The organism is Okeania sp. KiyG1 (genome assembly GCF_014132355.1).
GTDB lineage: Bacteria > Cyanobacteriota > Cyanobacteriia > Cyanobacteriales > Microcoleaceae > Okeania.
Window position 1 is genome coordinate 42,647 of the sequence record NZ_BLZO01000115.1, and the last position, 18,532, is coordinate 61,178.

Consider the following 18,532-nt stretch of genomic DNA (forward strand, 5'->3'; position numbering starts at 1 on the left):
GAATCTTTGTGATTCTCTCTCATCCTGAGGAGGTCCGACTGACTTCCCCTCCTGTGAGGGGAGGGGCGAGGGGTGGGTTGTCTCCTCCTGACTTCTAAATTCTAAATTCTAAATTCTAAATTCTAAATTCTAAATTCCCGATCGCCCTTCAGCTTCACCAAACAAAATAAAGTGTTCAAACCCAGTATTAAAAACACCATTTTCTACTGCTAAAGCTACAACCGGATTAGAAGCTAAATAAAATCGTTCATCAAATTCAGTAGTTCTTTCATCGCGTCCTTCAAAAAAACCAACATTAATAAAATGATCGAACCCACTATTAAACACATTATTATCTACTGCTTCTGCCACCCCTGGATTTTCAATTAAATAAGTAGTTTCATCAAATAAAAGACTGGGGTTGCGTCCTTGAAATTGACCTTGATTAATAAAGTGGTCTAAACCATTTGTAAACAAACCATTTTGCACAAATCTGGCTACATCAACGTTATTTTCTAAATAAAATTCTTCATCAAAATATATCTCTATTGGATTAATTTGTTGTTCCGTCAAATACTGAATAAAATTCTGGAAAATTTCAGGTGGCGTAACATCTGAAACAATCTTAGCTACAAAAGCATTAGACTCTAAACCAAAATTATTCAAAGCATCAATAACTGGAAAATCTATAGAATCAGAAAAACCAACTATATAAGTATTTTGAGCAGGGTCTATAACAATACCATTTCCAGATTCATTCCCCACACCGCCAATAGTTGCAGAAAAATCTAAAAACAATCCACTACTAGAAACTTTACTCACAAAAGCATCATCGGGTAATCCTAAACCAACCCCTTCTTGAAACTCATTAATAATCGGAAAATTCACAGAAGCAGTGCTACCTGTCACATAAGCATTACCCAAATTATCCACAGCAATATCATTAGCAAATTCACTATTATTTCCACCTAAAAAACTCGCATATCCCAAACTACCATTCCGATTAATTTTCATCACAATAGCATCACTACTACCGCCTCCAAAGAAATTTTTAAATCCACTCAAAGCAGGAAAGTCTCCCACAGGAGAAGTAGCAATATCTCCCTGAAGAATACGAGTTCCTGTTGTACCAGAAACATAAATATTTTCAGCTAAATCTATGGCAATACCACTACCTGAATCACCATCGCCCCGACCATAAAAAGTTGAGAAAAGTAAGTCGCTACCTTCTGGATTTAATTTAGTAATAAAAATATCGCTATCTCCCCCATAAAAATTTTGCAGTGGATTCTGGAGTGGGAAGTCAAAAGACCTAGTTGAACCTGTAATATAAGCATTACTATTATTATCAACTTCAATATCAATTGCTGAATCAAAATCTATCCCACCTAATAAAGTAGAATATTCTAAAGTTTTGCCATTTCTGGATAATTTAGTTACAAAAGCATCTCGATTCAAATTATTAGTAGTTTCGGTTTGAAAGGCATCTTCTGTAGTAGGAAAGTCGGCAAAACCAGGAATTGGGTCTGCCGGAAATGGGGAAAAACCACCCGTACTTCCTGTTACAAAAGCATTGCCATTATTATCCACAGCAATACCTCTACTAATATCTTCGTCTCGGCCACCAAGGTAAGTAGAATATTGTACGCTATTACCTAAACTAGAAAGTTTTGTCACAAAAGCATCGCCATTAAAACTACCTCCACCATAAGTAGTTTGCAAGGCATTAACTGTTAGGAAATCTAGGGAATTAGTATTACCTGTAACGTAAACTCCGCCTGCTATATCTACAGCAATATCTGTGCCAAATTCATCATTACTTCCTCCAAAATAAGTAGACCAAAGAACAGTTCCATCTTGGTCGAGTTTAGTGACAAAAGCATCGTTATTAAATACTACTCCCCCACCATTAAAGTCTGATTGAATTGCATTTATTGTGGGAAAATCAACGGAAGTAGTATCTCCAGTTATATAAACATTTCCGGCAACATCTACAGCAATACCATTGCCACGATCAAAACCATTTCCGCCGATTAATGTGGAATATTCTACAGTGGGGTCGATAACTAATTCATAGTTTGGATTATATTCTCCAATGTCGAATCCTACTTGATTATTTTCGAGGAGTTCATAGGCAACTTCGACTTCAATTTGCTGACCATTTATTTCTTGATAAGCAATTGGGGGTGCTTCAGTTAATTCTCCAAATTTAGTATCTATAGATAAAGTACCGTCAGCAAGAATATTAACTTCTTCTATCCCACTGTAGTTAAGAATAATTTGAGAAGTGTCGATGTTGGGAGAAATAATAAAATCACTTTTTAGGTTGCCATCTACACCACTATATATTAGGTCGATACCTGGATATAAATTTTCATATTCAATAGCGGCATAAGTCGGAATATTTATATATGAATCGTATGAATTATCAGAGTTATTACCTTGGAAAAAATTGGCAACTCCCGGCAGTTGATTTAAAGGTTTAATAATAGGTTCCGGATTAGCATTTTGGAAATTTAATTTCACTACATCTGAGGTAGTTTGACCTTCTATGTCTTGAGCGGCAGCAAAGATAATTTCATCTGGGGCAAATAATAAATCATAGTTATTTGCTTTTGCTAAATATTCAACTTCAGTGTTGTTAATTTGTCCGGCATTTTCAATAAAACTAATGTCTGTCAGAGGGTCATTATTGATGGATAAATCAGTCGGAGGTGTTTCAAGTTTTTGTACTTCTAGTTCTGGGATAAATGTTTCCGAACTAGAGACAATATTTTGATTGTTAATTTGATGATCTTCCGGAAGATTAGTTAAAGGTAATGCTGCTAATTGATTCTCTGATAAATCTATCATTAATTTTCTCTAATAAAATCAAGAACAAGATGAGCAGTAACTTGTAATTTTTCCAAGTGTGAAAAAAGTCTATTTAGGCTAAAACTTATTAAATAGCTATTTTTTGTATGTTGTTTTAGTGTTTTTTTCTTTTATAAGAAACTGTTTCCTCCTGCCATTTTTCTATTGTCGGCATATATAACCAATGATTTAATTTTTCTGCTGCTACATAACCTTTTAATTCTGGGTCTGGCCAAATATGAAGCTTATCTAAACATCCAATACTTTTAGCTGCTTCTTCCACCTCTTCCCACTGCTTAATAAAATTTTCTGCCCACGATTTTTTAGTCATAATTGAACGAGCAAATTCTAAACCTGCCGCTATCATACGTTTACCATTACTTCCACGAGCATTAATAGGTTCCCAAAATATTACTTCTGGGTCAATTTTCATAATTTGTTCTAAATTTATTTTAAAATCATCTAATGTCATTATCGGAGGAGTGGGAGCCATAGCTACATACAATCTGCATCCTGCTTGATGACCTTTTTGTAGAGCTTCATAACGTTTAGAAGGCGGGGGTGCTTGTGGTTCAATTTTGAGACTAAGTTCATCATTTAAAAATGGTAAACTCATGCCAACTGTAATATTAGACTGATTAAGAATATCTAAATCATTTACCCATAAAGGACTACGAGTTAAAATTCTTACTCTTCTCTCATTTTTAGATAATATTTCGACAGTTTGACGAGTAATTTTTGCTGTTTGAGAATTTTGATATGGGTCGGTTCCAGAACATAATAAAACGACTCCTTTACCTTCTGGTGTTTCGCGCCATTTTTTCTTACGATTTAACTTTTCTTCTAATTGCTGAGGTATATTTTCTCGAACTAATAAATATTTTCCCCAATCCATCTGAGGATTACTAATTCCTTTTTCTTGTAGTTCCTTTTGCTTTGTTCTAATTGCCGGAGTTGAAGGTACATAACAAAATGTACATCCATGAAGACAACCAGATGCTATATTAATGACATAATCACATAAACCTTTCTTTTTGAGGGCACTTTCTTGAAGGGGATTAACAATTTTTTCTGAGCCTTTAATAATAGACATAGCCAACACTCCCAAGTAATTTGTATCATATATTTTGGTGTTTGTAGTCTTTTATTTTACTTATTCATAATAGTTTTCTAGTACTTAAAATAAATAAAGCTGTTTATGACCTGTATATCTAATTATATCTTTTTTTGTAATTTTTTCACATCTCTTTCTCTTACTATTTTATCATTTCTTATGATTTCTATTTCTTTATCTTGTAATAATCTGTTTATTAATAAGTCTTCAAAGTGATCTTTAGTTGCAGGATGTTTCTCCATATAATCATTCCAGATTTGACATAAGGTTGCTTCATAACCATTTCTAATATTTTTACCTAAGTCTTTGTCTAAAATATCTATACAAGATTCGTGATTCTCTAGAGAGTCTTCTATGTAAAAATCTAGCTTTTGATTTTGCTCATAATAGTCAATAGTTTTTAATCCAAAACCATAAACCTCAAACTCAAAGAAATGATATAAATTATTGTGCTTCCACAAAGCATCTCTCATTACTTGTAAAGCAGTTATATTCTGAGAAAAGTGCATTAAGTAATATAAAACAACTGTAAAACCTTTAGGTATCAGAGAAAATGTATGTGCGTATTTAGCATTTCCTTTATCCCTAAATAACCTGAGAGATTCATTCCTGAAATAGCGCTGCTCACTAACTCTATCAAGTAATTTTAAATTTTCTAATTCATAATACCCACTTGCTTCTAGAATTTTATTAAAATTGACCGTATCAACACCATTTTTGCCGATGACAAATCTTTTTAAATCTCTAATCATATAGGTATAGAGAATTTCTGAACCCTTGAGAGTATTTATGCGCCTGATACTATTCATTGATACATGGCTCCATCCAAAAGGATCGATTAAAAAGAAAGAATGACCTTTACGATTTTCAGCTATACTTATGCAATAAGAAACTATATTTTCAAAATCTCTACAAATAAATTCACACTGCTCTATTAAACTACCAAAATCTCCAGAAATTTCATGCTGTTGTTCATTTGCTAATTCTTCTAGACCTGCTTCTAACATAGAATAATTTTTCAAACAGTCTATATGATTTTTATCGTTATCTATAAAAATATATTTAATATTGAGCGGATACTTGCGTTTACATTTTTTATAAGCTGAACGAACAGCTTTAATAATTCTAATAGGAGAACCTTCCCACTGTCTTGAAGACTCTTGGTCATCATACATACCACCACCACAAAACCCATCTATGAAAGTAAAAGTTTTTTCTCCTTGTCTTGCTTTCTGATAGAGAGTTATAATCAGATTTTCTATATACTCTTCAATAATTTGATGCTTGGCTTTAGTATGAGGGTCTATTATAGGAAGCTCACTACCATCAGCACCCCATTTTGCTTTCGAGTTACTCATTATTGCTTTTCTCCAGAAATAAAATTACTATTAGGAAAGTAATATAAGTATTGTGCTTATATACGCTAGGATATTCAAATTATTCTATCAATTTTATACAACAATGAAAATTGCTACTAAACTAACTCAAGAACAGGCGCAAAAACTTGTCTTTATCCAGGAAAAAACTAAACAAAGCACAGATTAAATTTTATTATCTGCTCTAGAGTATTACTATCAACAACTTTTGAATACTTCTGAAAACCACCTGGAAAAATTTAGTCAACTTGACTTTATTAGTTGTATTGAAGCTGAACCAAATTTTGCTGAAAACTGTGAATCAATTTTGATAAAAAGTAATAGCTAATCAAGAATAATTATTTAAAAAATCTATTATTAATTTTCTCTAATAAAATCAAGAATATAATTAGCAGTAACTTCTGCTTTTTCCAAGTGAGGAACATGACCACAATTAGGAATCCAAATCAGTTGAGAATTAGCGATCGCTCCCTCTAATTTACCAGCATCACCAATACCCAAAATCTGGTCATTTTCTCCCCACAAAATCAATGTTTGCTGTTGCAGAGAAGGCAATTTATTTTTGAAATTACCATAGCCACCACTTTTAGTAAAAGAAATTAAAGCTTGACTCCAACCAGGCATTTCTAGATGCAATCTGGCACAAATATTAGCATCTAAAGTAGCAAAACTTTTATCAAAATAAGCACTACGACTAATACTTGCTCGAACCTGAGGGCGACGCAAAAATTCTGTGGCGAAATAGTCAAGTGGAGGAAAAATAAACTTACTAATAATTGGATTATTTTGCATTCCAGCACTATCAATTAATACCAATTTTTTCACAACTTCTGGATAAGTCAGAGTAAAATCAATAGCAGCAGCACCACCCATAGAAGCACCTATTAAAATAACAGGTTGATTAATCCAACTTTTCCAAAAATAATAAAGATGAGTAGCGATCGCCTGTGGATTAATTTTTAAATTCGGCAATCTATCTGTAAAACCAAACCCCAATAAATCAACAGCAAAAGTTTGATTTTGGGCAGCAAGTAATGGCAAAAGGCGACGATATTCAAAAATAGAACTATCAAAACCATGTAGTAATAAAATCGGGGTATTATCTTCACCTTGAGAGACAAAACTTGTATTAATTGTTTGAGAAGTCAGAGGAGTATAAATTGATTGATACTGAATATTTTGAGCAAAAGAAATAGATGTAGATTCAGTTAGACTTTCAGTTAATTTTGGTAGAAAATCAGGATACATTGGCATTAAACAATTAATAATTAATAATTAATAATTAACAATTACCTCTCCTTTAAAGGAGAGTCTTTAAACCTTACAGGACTTACGCAAGATACCAATTTATACGCCACCTGTAGGGGCGGTTCGCGTTTGCGGAGCATTCCGTGAGGAAACCGCCCCTACTAGATATGGTGGTTCTGCGTAAGTCCTGCCTTAATTATTCGGTAAAGGAGGGAAAGCAAGGTTAAATATTAGCAAACACAAGGATATAGTGTATATAGCGTTTCTCAAATTGGTGAGATACAGTTTTAGATCCCCCCTAACCCCCCTTAGTAAGCTATCCCTTATAAGGAACTCCTGAAACCCTTGTGGGAGGGTGGAGAAGAGGGGGAGGAGGGGGAGGAGAGGGAGGAAAAATTCTGTCTACAGTTATCAAAAAAATGTGTTTTTCAACACACTTTTCTCCCAAAAAAGCCTTTAGAGGCTTGCCCATAACTTGTCTATAATGTCTACGTTTTATGTTAAGAAAGATGTTTATAAAGCATAGCTTAGTAAGGGGGGAACCGCTTAAAAAGGGGGGAGGTTTCAAAGTCCCCCTTTTTAAGGGGGATTTAGGGGGATTGTAAATTTACCTCATCTTTATGAGAAATGCTACTATGAGCTACAAATATTAACAATTAAATGCCTGTAGTGCGGGCATCTTGCCCGCTATAGCATCTTGCCCGCGATGGGTGTACTTCACCAAAGTGGAATCTGCTGTATACAGGACTTATGCATGAAGTACGAAAGACTAGGATTTGAGATTGCTTCTCTATCGGTAGCAATGCCAAAAATACTTTACAGGCAATTCATTAATAGTTGATAGCTGAATGCTTATCTAAGACTAGGAGCTGAGATTGCTTTCCTATCGATTGTAATGACGAAAATACATTAAAGGCAATTAATTAATAGAGCTGATAGCTGACCGCTGATAGCTGATAGCTAATTAAACTAATTACTCAACTCAATATTTACCTCATTAACAATTCTACGTTTAAGTTCAACAGACTCAGAGCGGGGTAATAAATCAAAAACTTCTCGAAAAGCATCATCTACTTTTTCAAACGCAACTTGACCTTTAGCATTTAAAGCAACTTTTCCTTCTTGGTCAATTAAAACAGTTTGAGGTACAAATCCTTCGTAATAATAAGCTGATTTTGTAGAATCATCAGTTATAGGAGTAACAATAGCATCCACATTAACAGGAATAAAACTTGCTGCACGACCATAGAATGCTTGAAGTTGAGAAACTACAGTCGAAAATTGTTTACAATCTTTACTATCATCTAGAAAAAAGACTAATAGGGCAGGTTTAGAACTTTTGAGAGATTCGTTTAATGTTACTCTAGCAGGTACAAGAGAACCATTACCCGCATAAAGGGCAAAAATATTACCATCAAATCTATCATCATTTAGACTTGCTAAAGCAGTGGGAGTAGCTATTAGCAGTAATAAAAATATTGCTAATAAAAAACTCAATAAAGTAGAGAGAATCTTTTGCCATGAAAATTGTTGTATTGGATTTAGCATAATTTAAAAAGGTTGTAGATTTTAAGTTTAATTAATTGGGAGTTACGCACTGACAACATACAGCAGATTTCGGGTAAATGGTGTACAAGGTGAATGATGAAAATATTGCAGTGCGGGCATCTTGCCCGCGATGAGTGTACCTCATAACAACGGAAAGTGCTGTATATAGGGTTTCGCTCAGTTACGCTAACACTAACACACCCTACTGGACTGACACAGCTAATTTAGTGCAATAGATTATTGGTGCGGGGGCGGGTTTACCAGGTCGTGGGTAAAACCATTAACTTAACGCGGAACCCGCCCCTACTGGACTGACACAGCTAATTTTATGCAATTAGATTATTGGTGCGGGGGCGGGTTTACCAGGTCGTGGGTAAAACCATTAACTTAACGCGGAACCCGCCCCTACTGGACTGACACAGCATTAGATTATTGGTGCGGGGGCGGGTTTACAAGGTCGTGGGTAAAACCGTTAACTTAAGGCGGAACCCGCCCCTACAGACGCTTGACCCCTTACATATCACAAATTTCTAAATCTTCCTTCACCTTGGGATGAGTAATAAAATAATCTTGAAGCCAATCACAAGAACCTTTCAACAAATCATTTAATCCTTTCACGCGCCACAACTGTAAATTATTATCCACCAAAGTTGCCACATATTTACCATCCACACTTAAAGCCTTAGCATTCTCAAATTGAGCTAATTGACGTCCAGTAATATCCCAAATTCTTACCATTCCATCTTTGCCCATACTAGCCACCTGTTCCCCATCAGCACTAAAAGTCAAATTATTCACACTACCTATATTGCCCTTCAGATCCGCAATTTGATTGCCCGAAAAATCCCAAATTTTGACTACCCCATTGCTATCTCCCGTCACTATATACTTTCCAGATGGACTAAAAGCCATACTCTCGACCCAACTTGAAAGAATTTTTAATTCTGTCACAAGCTGAAAAGAACTATCCCAGATTTTGGCAATACCATCCTCTCCAGCAGTACCAATATATTGCCCGTCTGGACTAAAAACCACATCCAACACGCGACCATTATGTCCTTTTAACTCAGCCAACTGTTGACCAGAATTATTCCAGATGCGGGCAACACCATCTTCTCCCACCGTTGCTAAACGTTGTCCATCTGGACTAAAACCAATTTGCTTTGCTCTCCCCTTTTTACCTTTTAGCTCTATCAACTCTTCTCCTGAAATCTTCCAAATTCTACCCTGACCACTATCTCCCGCAGTAGCTAGACGTTGACCATCAGGACTAAAACTCATATCCCCAAACATTCCCAGATATCCATTGAATTGAGCTAAAGGTTTTCCCGAAATATCCCAAATACGGGCAGTACCATCAACTGCTGCTGTTGCTAATTTCTGACTGTTAGAACTAAAACTTACTGACCCAAAAATATCGGAGTTTCCCTTGAGTGTTGCCTCGTGATTATCTTCTAGTTCCCAAGTTCTACCCGTACCATCCTCTCCTAAAGTTAATAGTCGTTGTCCATCAGAACTAAAGTTAACTTCCCAAACCCTGCCTTGATGTCCTCTAAGATTGGCTAACAAATTACCATTATTGTTCCAAATTTTCACACTACCGTCACTACCTGCTGTAGCTAAACGTTCACCATCCGGACTAAAACTTACACTGGTGACAATTCCTTGATGTCCGGGAAGTTTTGATAATACTTGACCTGAAGTATCCCATATCAAGGCTGTTCCATCTTCTCCTGCTGTAGCCAAACTTTTGCCATCCGGACTAAAGCTGACATTCCAGACCCCGCCTTCACCTCCCTTAAGTTTGGTTAGGAGTTTACCTGAGCTACGTCGCCAAATCCTAATTGTGCCATCCCATCCTGCAGTGGCTAAACGTTGACCATCTGGACTAAATATTACTTTTTCAACACTACCTTTATGTCCCCTGAGTCTGGCTAACTGTCTGCCGGATCTATTCCATATTCTCGCGGTCCCATCCCATCCAGCAGTAGCTATATATCTACCATCTGGGCTAAATGTGACATCTAAGATTCGACCTCGATGTTTTTTGAGAGTCGCTATTTTCTTGCCTGATATATTCCAAATTCTCGCAGTGCCATCTTCTCCAGCAGTAGCTATATATTTACCGTCAGGACTGAAAGTAATTTGCCAAATTTGGCCTTTATGGCCTGTTAGTTCTACTTGCTGCTTACCTAGAAAATCCCAGATTCTAACTGTACTATCATCTCCTGCTGTAGCTAAAATGTTTCCTTCTGGTGAAAATTTAATGTGAGAAACTTTGCCCTGATGTCCTCTTAATTGAGCTACGGACTGACCTGAGTATTTGAGGATTTTGGCTGTACCATCATTGTTAACTGTGGCGAGTAGTTGGCCATCAGGACTCATGGTAATTTTTTTGACGTTGGGAATTTGATTTTTCTCGTGAATATTATTGAGGATTTGTTGCAGGGCAAATATGGGACTTGTAGCTGGATAATATTGAAGTGGGCGATCGCCTCCAACTAATTCTTTTAGTTCTTTTCCAGCTTGCATTGCTGATAGTAATGCTTCTATTTCTGCAATTTCAAATTTTCTTAAAGCACTAATTCCTTTGTGTTCTAGTTTTGTACCTTCTTGTGCTTCTTGAAGTTCATATTGTGCTTTTTCTAGCTGATATTCTGTTCTTTGAAGTTGATTTTGTGTATCTTGAAAAAGTTTAGTTGCCCAACCAACTACTGTCATTGCTGTTATTGATACTATAACTAAACCTGCCACTCCTAGTTTCAGTTTATTCTGTTGATTTGAAGATTTTTTGACTTTTTTCCGAACTACCTGTTTTTTTTGAACTTTATTCTGATTTTTTTGTACTGCTATCTCCTGTTGTTTCTGTTGTAATTGAAGCGGAATATTATTGGGATTATTCTGAATTTTCTGTGCTGCTATTTCCCCTAATTCCTGTTGTGGCTGAACCTGAATTTCATTGGGATTATTATTTTTATTATCTTTTTCTTTTGAGTTTAATACCCCGCCGTCTACAGGGTGTTGAAAATTGGATAGGGACTCAAACCCCAACAACTTTTTCCTCCCTCCTTTCAAAGGAATGCCTTCTTCCTCCCTACTTTCAAAGGGGGGCAAGGGGGGATAATTTCTTCCTTCTTCAATGTGATTCTGATTTTTTTGTACTGGTATCTCCTGTTGTTTCTGTTGTGGTTTAATCAAAGCATTACTATTTATTGGATTAATTTCTGTCACTTCAATATTAGAAAAATCAGGTACCATTAGAGATATTTTTTCCCGGTCATTTAATTCTAATATTTGAGGATTAGTTTGAGGAGCAAGATTAGTTACTGTTGGTAAATATTGTTGTACCCATTCTTGATTGAAAATTTCTGCATATATCGGACTGTATACCTCTAAAAAACCATTATTTATTTTCGCTACACCAGACCTCAATAACTCTTTAATTTCCCATTTATTATTAGCGATCGCATCATTTTTAAATTTTTGATTATCTTGACCAGGTGGTCTTAATCTACCATGTTTTAATAGTTGTTGATATATTTCTAAATGACTTATAGATTTCTGTATATTCTTCAGCAAGAGATTTTGTATTTTGTTGAAATGAATCGGGTAGTCTTGTGAATCCCAGTTTTCGATCGCACAAATTGTTACTAAATCTTCTATTAAAGCTATATCATTAGAATTTTCTTCTCCTCTTCTTTCTCCCAGATAGTCAATCGCTATTTGACACAATTTTTGCATCAAAAATGGTTGTCCGCCTGACCAATATAATATTTTTTCTATAACTTGTAGTGGCTGTTTAACTATCCCTTTAAATGGTTGTGCTAAATGAGCTACTTCTTCTTTTTTGAAACTATTAAGTTCAATAAATCTACATCTATCTATTAAATTATCGGGTATAGTTGTCCCCAGCAAAGCAAATGTTAAGCGTTTAAACCTTGGATTATTTGTTCTTTCCTCAATACAATAATCAATTAATACCCCTAAACTACTAAAGCCTGAATTAACAACACTATCATCATTAACTTCATCTATAAAAATTACTATTTTCTCATTTTGAGTATTAACTAACAGTACCTCTTCAATAAAAATAAATAATCTTTCATCCGCAGGTAAATCTGCCATTTCTTCCCACCATAATTCCGGGAAATGCCGAGGAAATAAAAAAGTCTTCTCTAAAGTCAAAATTATTTGCTCATACCATTCTTCTAGAGTCAAAAGTTTATTGTTAACTCTAGTCATATCTAAGGCAATACAGATAATATTTTCTGCTTGCAACAGTTGTATTGTTCTAATTTTTAAACTAGATTTTCCCGTTTGTGGAGAACTTAATACATAACAATATTCACCTGCTTTCAAAGCATTAAATAGCTCTTTATCTGCCGAGCGTCTAACATAAGTGGGATGATCTAATGCTAAATAATTACCTACTTGATAGCTATATTTTTGATTCTTCTGTATTTTCATATTTATCAAAATAATATGGGTCGCGCAACCCCGCCTTGATTGGCGAAATATTTTTGGAGCGAAGCTCAAATCCCCGTTACAAAAATAACTTTTGACTTCTGACTTCGTTAACTTGACTATCCTCACTCTAGCAACTGTATCAAATTTGACATCCTCCCGATGCTCCTCTACGAGACAGCGCGGGATTTCCTAGCATCACTGTTAGGGGCTTTCTGTTTCATAGCACCTGCCTTCCGGGATTTACTCCCTTCGGGTCTTACGGTCGCTCCACAGACTGACACTGCGAGTCCCGCAGCCTTCTTGGTGGGCGTTCCCTTGCGTCTATCGCCGACGCGGGTTCCCATCCGCAAAATATTTAACGAAGCGTTTATGTCCCTGTCATGGTGACTACCACACTCTGGGCAATCCCACTCTCTGATATTTAGAGGTAATTTTTCTACTATATGTCCACAATTAGAGCAACGCTTAGAACTGGGGAAATATCTGTCAATTTTGATTAATTCCCGTCCATACCATTCAGCTTTGTACTCTAATTGCCTGACTAGCTCTCCCCAGTTGGCATCACTAATTGCTCTGGCTAATTTATGGTCTCTTGGTGCGCGTTCCCTTGCGACTGGCGTCGTCGCGGGGTCGCACCGCTTTTTGACCATATTTTTTACTGCCAAATCCTCAACTACTATTGTTTGGTTTTCTCTGATTAGTTGAGTCGTTAGCTTATGGGTATAGTCAAGCCTTGAATCTTTGATTTTTGCGTGTATCCTAGCTACTTTCAGCCTGGCTTTTTGATAATTATTTGACCCAAAGGTTTTCCTTGATAGACACTTTTGAGCTAACCTTAATTTTTTGTGTAACTTGTTGAGATTTTTAGGATTAGCTATTTTTTTTCCATCACTGGTAGTTACTAAGCTGGTAATTCCTAAGTCAATACCTATCTGTTTATTAACTGGTTTGAGCTTTAAATCTCTAGTGTCATTGATTCTCACAGAAACTGACCATCTGCTGCTAGGGTCAAGTTTTACTGTTATTGTGGTTGGTATACAGTTTTGTGGTAGTTGCCTACTCCATCTGATAGGTAATGGTTCAGCACATTTGGCTAGATAGACTTGACCATCTTTCCACTTGAAGGCTGATTTTGTGAACTCAGCACTACCACCATTACGTTTTTTCTTGAAGTTAGGATATTTAGTACGCCCACTGAAAAAATTAGAGAAGGCAGTCTGCAAATGTCTCAAACCTTGCTGTAATGGAACACTACTTACTTCTGTAAGAAAATCTAAATCTTCCTGCTTTTTCCAGTTGGTAAGCATAGCAGAAGTTTGCTTATACCCTAACCGTTCTTGTTTCTCATACCAAGCTTGAGTCCTTGCTGCTAAAGCTTTGTTGTAGATTAAACGCACACAACCCAATGTTCTCCGTAACAGATTCTCCTGTTCTGGAGTTGGGTAGAACCTAAATTTGTACGCTTTCTCAACCATTTACTGCTTGCTAATTTTACTTTCACATTTTAACATATTTTCTGTGAAACCACAACATTGATTGGCATTCCCATAGGACGCTCCCACAGGCCGGAGAGCATGGGTATAAATCCCAACATTATAGAAAAACCAAAATATGAAAGTATTAATTGTGTATTGGCATCCCGAACCCCAGAGTTTTAATGGTGCAATGTTTCGTCAAGCTTGTGAAGCTTTAGTAGATGCAGGAAATGAGGTAAAAACTTCAGACTTACATGAAATGAATTTCAATCCTATTTCCAGCAGACAAAATTTCAAAACTGTCAAAGATCCAAATTATCTCAAACTACAACTTGAGGAAAAATATGCCACTGAAGTGAATAGTTTTGCCGAAGATATCAACTCAGAAATAGAGAAAATTGAGTGGTGTGACCTAATGATTTGGCAATTTCCGTTGTGGTGGTTTGGTTTACCCGCAGTTTTAAAAGGATGGGTTGACCGTGTATTTGCTATGGGACGAGTTTATGGCGGCGGTCGAATATATGAAACAGGAGTTTTTCAGGGAAAACGGGCGTTATTGTCGTTGACCACAGGTGGTGGTGAAGATATTTATATTAAGGGAGGTTTCAACGGCGATATTAATGGAATTTTACGCCCTATTCATAGAGGAATGTTGCAATTTGTTGGTTTTGATGTATTGGCACCAGAAATTGTATATGCACCTGTTCGGATGACTAATGAACAGAGAGTGAAAATATTGGAAAATTATGCTGCACGTCTGAAAGAAATAAGTAAAGAATCTGCCATTAATGTTGGTACTTATTAATATGCTGTAGGTTGGATTAAGCGACAGTAAAACTCAACAAAAAAACTACATTTGTTTAAGCTACGTTCTCTCAATTCAACCTACGGATATAACTCAAATAAATATTTTTAAAGATTAGAGATAGGGATAGGTTTTTAGGTATAAAAAAGTTTGGACACTTCAGTTATTAGACCTCTTAAGCAAATTTAAAATCAAATAAATGATAAGACAAAAATCATAAATTTTTCTTTGCCAGAAGTCTCAAAGTAATTTCTAACTACCTGTCACCTAACATAAAAAAACCTATCTCTAAAACGTAAGCATTTCCTGCGGAATGCTTACTCTAAAACTAGATTGCTTCTATATTACTTTCCCCAGTCCTAATTCTTACAATTCTATCTACTGGAGCAATGAAAATCTTACCATCACCGATCTCACCAGTACGAGAGGCAGAAATAATTTTGTCAACAACCATATCCACCTGGTCATCTTCAACTACAATTTCAACCTTGAGTTTCTGTAAAAACTCAACCGTATACTCAGAACCACGATACCTTTCAGTTTGACCCTTCTGACGCCCAAAACCTCTGACTTCAGAAACAGTCATACCCACGATACCAGCATTAACGAGAGCAATTTTCACCTCGTCCAGCTTAAAAGGCCGAATAATAGCTTCTACTTTTTTCAAGTTATTCACTCCTTACACTTAAATTTTTAGTTTACTTAGTTTATCAGGATGACATCTTTAATAAGATTGTCACCAAGTGGGCCTTGTCTGTTAAGAAAAATACATTTACTCAGCAGTTTTTTGAGTAGCCTTCTCAAATCTTAAAAATATCGAAAAAATGACTCTTAGAAGCTATTTGTAAACAAAAAATTAAGTAGGGTGTGCGACGATACCTTTACCATTATTCCAGAAATAATGGTCGGTTTGACAGCTACACCGCGTGCTGTGGGATAGTGCCTTACATTTCATTAACGCATCCTACATGGTTTAATATTTATTCTACAAACACTCTCTTATAGAGAATCTTAAAGTTTTTTGTAAATTATGTAAAAAAAGACTTTTTATTACATCCCATTTTTGATTAAAATTATACTTTTAACTATACATAATAGTATCTAGAGAGGAATTACCTGTGCAATTACAAACTAAAGTTACCCTAAAACGAGCAACGGGTGCTTTTGCACTAATGGATAGTCTCAAGCGTCATGGAGTCAAACACATATTTGGCTATCCAGGGGGTGCGATATTACCAATTTACGACGAACTCTACCGTTCAGAAGCTGCAGGAGACCTAGAGCATATTCTAGTTAGACACGAACAAGGAGCTGCTCATGCCGCCGATGGATATGCCCGTGCCACTGGTAAAGTAGGTGTATGTTTTGCTACATCAGGTCCGGGAGCCACAAATTTAGTAACAGGCATAGCCACTGCCCACATGGACTCAATTCCCATGGTAGTAATAACAGGCCAAGTAGGCCGAAAAATGATTGGTACTGATGCCTTCCAAGAAACAGACATTTATGGCATTACTCTACCAGTTGTTAAACATTCTTATGTTGTCCGAGACCCAAGGGATATGGCCGGAATTATTGCCGAGGCATTCCATATTGCCAGTACAGGTCGTCCAGGTCCAGTCTTGATTGACATTCCCAAAGATGTAGGTTTGGAAGAATTTGACTACGAACCCGTGGAACCAGGTGCCATCAAATTACCTGGATACCGTCCCACTGTCAAAGGCAACCCTCGACAAATTAACCAAGCAGTAAATTTGATGCTAGAGGCACGCCGTCCTCTACTATATATAGGTGGTGGTGCCATATCCGCAGATGCTCATGCAGAAATTCAAGAATTAGCAGAACATTTTAATATTCCTGCAACTACTACTTTGATGGGTAAAGGTGCTTTTAACGAACATCATCCCCTATCAGTAGGAATGTTAGGAATGCATGGCACTGCCTATGCTAATTTTGCTGTGAGTGAGTGTGACTTATTAATTGCTGTTGGTTCCCGTTTTGATGACCGGGTAACTGGAAAGTTAGACGAATTTGCTTGTCATGCTAAAGTAATTCATATTGATATTGACCCCGCAGAAGTGGGTAAAAACCGGATTCCTGAAGTTCCAATTGTTGGGGATGTACGCCAAATTTTGATAGACTTGCTGCGTCGTTGCCGAGAAATAGGAGATTTAGCTAATCCTCATCAAACTCAACCTTGGTTAGAAAAGATTAATCGCTGGAAACAAGATTATCCTTTAGTTGCCCCCCAACATTTAGATAGTATTTCACCTCAAGAGGTAATTAACGAAATTGGCAAAATGGCTCCAGATGCTTACTACACTACTGATGTTGGTCAGCATCAAATGTGGGCTGCTCAATTTCTGAAAAATGGACCTCGGCAATGGATCTCTAGTGCTGGTTTAGGGACTATGGGTTATGGGATACCTGCTGCTATGGGGGCGAAGGTGGCACTGCCAAACCGGGAGGTGATTTGTATTGCTGGTGATGCGAGTGTTCAAATGAATATTCAGGAGTTGGGGACTCTGGCGCAGTATGGCATTAATGTTAAAACTGTGATTATTAATAATGGTTGGCAGGGTATGGTGCGTCAATGGCAAGAGGCGTTTTTTGGCGAGCGCTATTCTTCTTCTAATATGGAGGTGGGAATGCCTGATTTTGTGATGTTGGCTCAGGCTTATGGAATTAAAGGTATGATGGTTTCTAGTCGGGAGGAGCTTAAAGAGGCGATCGCTCAAATGTTGGCTCACGATGGACCTGTGTTGATGGATGCTCATGTGACTAAGGATGAGAATTGTTATCCTATGGTAGCCCCTGGTAAGAGTAATGCTCAAATGGTTGGTTTACCTATTCGCAAGCAACTTGAACAAGCTGTGGAGTTCATTACTTGTAGTAATTGTGGGGCACAAAATAGTGTTACTCATAATTTCTGTTCTGAATGTGGCACTAAATTGTAAGTAAGAAGGAAGAGGGAAGAAGGAAGAGGGAAGAGGGAAGAAGGAAGAGGGAAGAAGGAAGAGGGAAGAAGGAAAAATATTGCTTTGTCTAACAAGGCTTACGCACCAAGCGCCATATCTAGTAGGGGCGAATGGCATTCGCCCCCTACAGATAGCGTATTGTCTCAGAATTTGCGTAAGTCCTGTCTAAGTTTTAAAGAAGCAGTCAGCGGTAAACTTTTCCTGCGGAATGCTGCGCAAACAGCTTTCAGCAGATTTTTTTTGAGATGCTCTGGTTTGCCTTTGGGTAGCATCTCTTTCCAAAAGTATTCCGGAACAGAAAAATTAAAGAACAATTATTCCGACTTTCTCACTCTTGCCAAATTTTTCAGTAGATTTTTTTTGAGGCACTCTGGTTTGCCTTTGGGTAGCATCTCTTTCCAAAAGTATTCCGGAACAGAAAAATTAAAGAACAATTATTCCGACTTTCTCACTCTTGCCAAATTTTTCAGTAGATTTTTTTTGAGGCACTCTGGTTTGCCTTTGGGTAGCATCTCTTTCCAAAAGTATTCCGGAACAGAAAAATTAAAGAACAATTATTCCGACTTTCTCACTCTTGCCAAATTTTTCAGTAGATTTTTTGAGGCACTCTGGTTTGCCTTTGGGTAGCATCTCTTTCCAAAAGTATTCCGGAACAGAAAAATTAAAGAACAATTATTCCGACTTTCTCA

The 18,532-nt window shown here is 36.7% G+C and carries 11 protein-coding genes; 3 read left to right on the forward strand and 8 right to left on the reverse strand.

The genetic code is table 11. The features are described 5' to 3' along the window. Window positions 1-129 precede the first annotated feature (129 nt). From SAGCYANO_RS26910 to SAGCYANO_RS26945, 7 genes are all read right to left on the reverse strand, one after another. Window positions 130-2,832, reverse strand: a complete 2,703-nt coding sequence (locus SAGCYANO_RS26910) for an SBBP repeat-containing protein (RefSeq protein WP_202222888.1) — start codon at window positions 2,830-2,832, stop codon at window positions 130-132. Window positions 2,833-2,947: 115 nt separating this feature from the next. Beyond that, window positions 2,948-3,925 carry a radical SAM protein gene (locus SAGCYANO_RS26915; protein ID WP_202222889.1) on the reverse strand — a complete coding sequence of 326 codons (978 nt, stop codon included), beginning with the start codon at window positions 3,923-3,925 and terminating at the stop codon, window positions 2,948-2,950. A gap of 122 nt (window positions 3,926-4,047) precedes the next feature. Continuing rightward, complete coding sequence (tcmP, locus tag SAGCYANO_RS26920; RefSeq protein ID WP_202222890.1) at window positions 4,048-5,304, reverse strand: three-Cys-motif partner protein TcmP; 1,257 nt, start codon at window positions 5,302-5,304, stop codon at window positions 4,048-4,050. A 375-nt stretch (window positions 5,305-5,679) separates the two neighbouring features. Then, window positions 5,680-6,570 (reverse strand): alpha/beta fold hydrolase, encoded by an 891-nt coding sequence (locus SAGCYANO_RS26930; RefSeq protein WP_202222913.1) that lies wholly within the window; start codon window positions 6,568-6,570, stop codon window positions 5,680-5,682. A gap of 969 nt (window positions 6,571-7,539) precedes the next feature. After that, window positions 7,540-8,118: a thylakoid membrane photosystem I accumulation factor gene (locus tag SAGCYANO_RS26935; protein ID WP_202222891.1), complete on the reverse strand. Its 579-nt coding sequence runs from the start codon at window positions 8,116-8,118 to the stop codon at window positions 7,540-7,542. Window positions 8,119-8,631: 513 nt separating this feature from the next. Further along, the gene (locus SAGCYANO_RS26940) at window positions 8,632-12,585 is read right to left on the reverse strand and encodes an AAA-like domain-containing protein (protein ID WP_202222892.1); all 3,954 of its coding nucleotides are present in this window, start codon (window positions 12,583-12,585) and stop codon (window positions 8,632-8,634) included. A gap of 167 nt (window positions 12,586-12,752) precedes the next feature. Next, window positions 12,753-14,060, reverse strand: a complete 1,308-nt coding sequence (locus tag SAGCYANO_RS26945; RefSeq protein WP_202222893.1) for an RNA-guided endonuclease TnpB family protein — start codon at window positions 14,058-14,060, stop codon at window positions 12,753-12,755. A 136-nt stretch (window positions 14,061-14,196) separates the two neighbouring features. Between SAGCYANO_RS26945 and SAGCYANO_RS26950 the strand changes: the two genes are divergently transcribed. Further along, the gene (locus SAGCYANO_RS26950) at window positions 14,197-14,865 is read left to right on the forward strand and encodes an NAD(P)H-dependent oxidoreductase (RefSeq protein ID WP_202222894.1); all 669 of its coding nucleotides are present in this window, start codon (window positions 14,197-14,199) and stop codon (window positions 14,863-14,865) included. 328 nt (window positions 14,866-15,193) lie between these two features. Here SAGCYANO_RS26950 and SAGCYANO_RS26955 read toward each other — a convergent pair whose 3' ends face one another. Then, a complete protein-coding gene (locus SAGCYANO_RS26955; protein WP_202222895.1) occupies window positions 15,194-15,532 on the reverse strand; it encodes a P-II family nitrogen regulator in 339 nt (112 codons plus the stop codon). Window positions 15,533-15,983: 451 nt separating this feature from the next. On the opposite strand from SAGCYANO_RS26955, the gene ilvB reads away from it, so the two are divergent. Further along, the gene (gene ilvB, locus SAGCYANO_RS26960; RefSeq protein ID WP_202222896.1) at window positions 15,984-17,822 is read left to right on the forward strand and encodes a biosynthetic-type acetolactate synthase large subunit; all 1,839 of its coding nucleotides are present in this window, start codon (window positions 15,984-15,986) and stop codon (window positions 17,820-17,822) included. An 84-nt stretch (window positions 17,823-17,906) separates the two neighbouring features. Then, window positions 17,907-18,470 carry a hypothetical protein gene (locus SAGCYANO_RS26965; protein ID WP_202222897.1) on the forward strand — a complete coding sequence of 188 codons (564 nt, stop codon included), beginning with the start codon at window positions 17,907-17,909 and terminating at the stop codon, window positions 18,468-18,470. The last annotated feature ends 62 nt before the right edge of the window (window positions 18,471-18,532 follow it).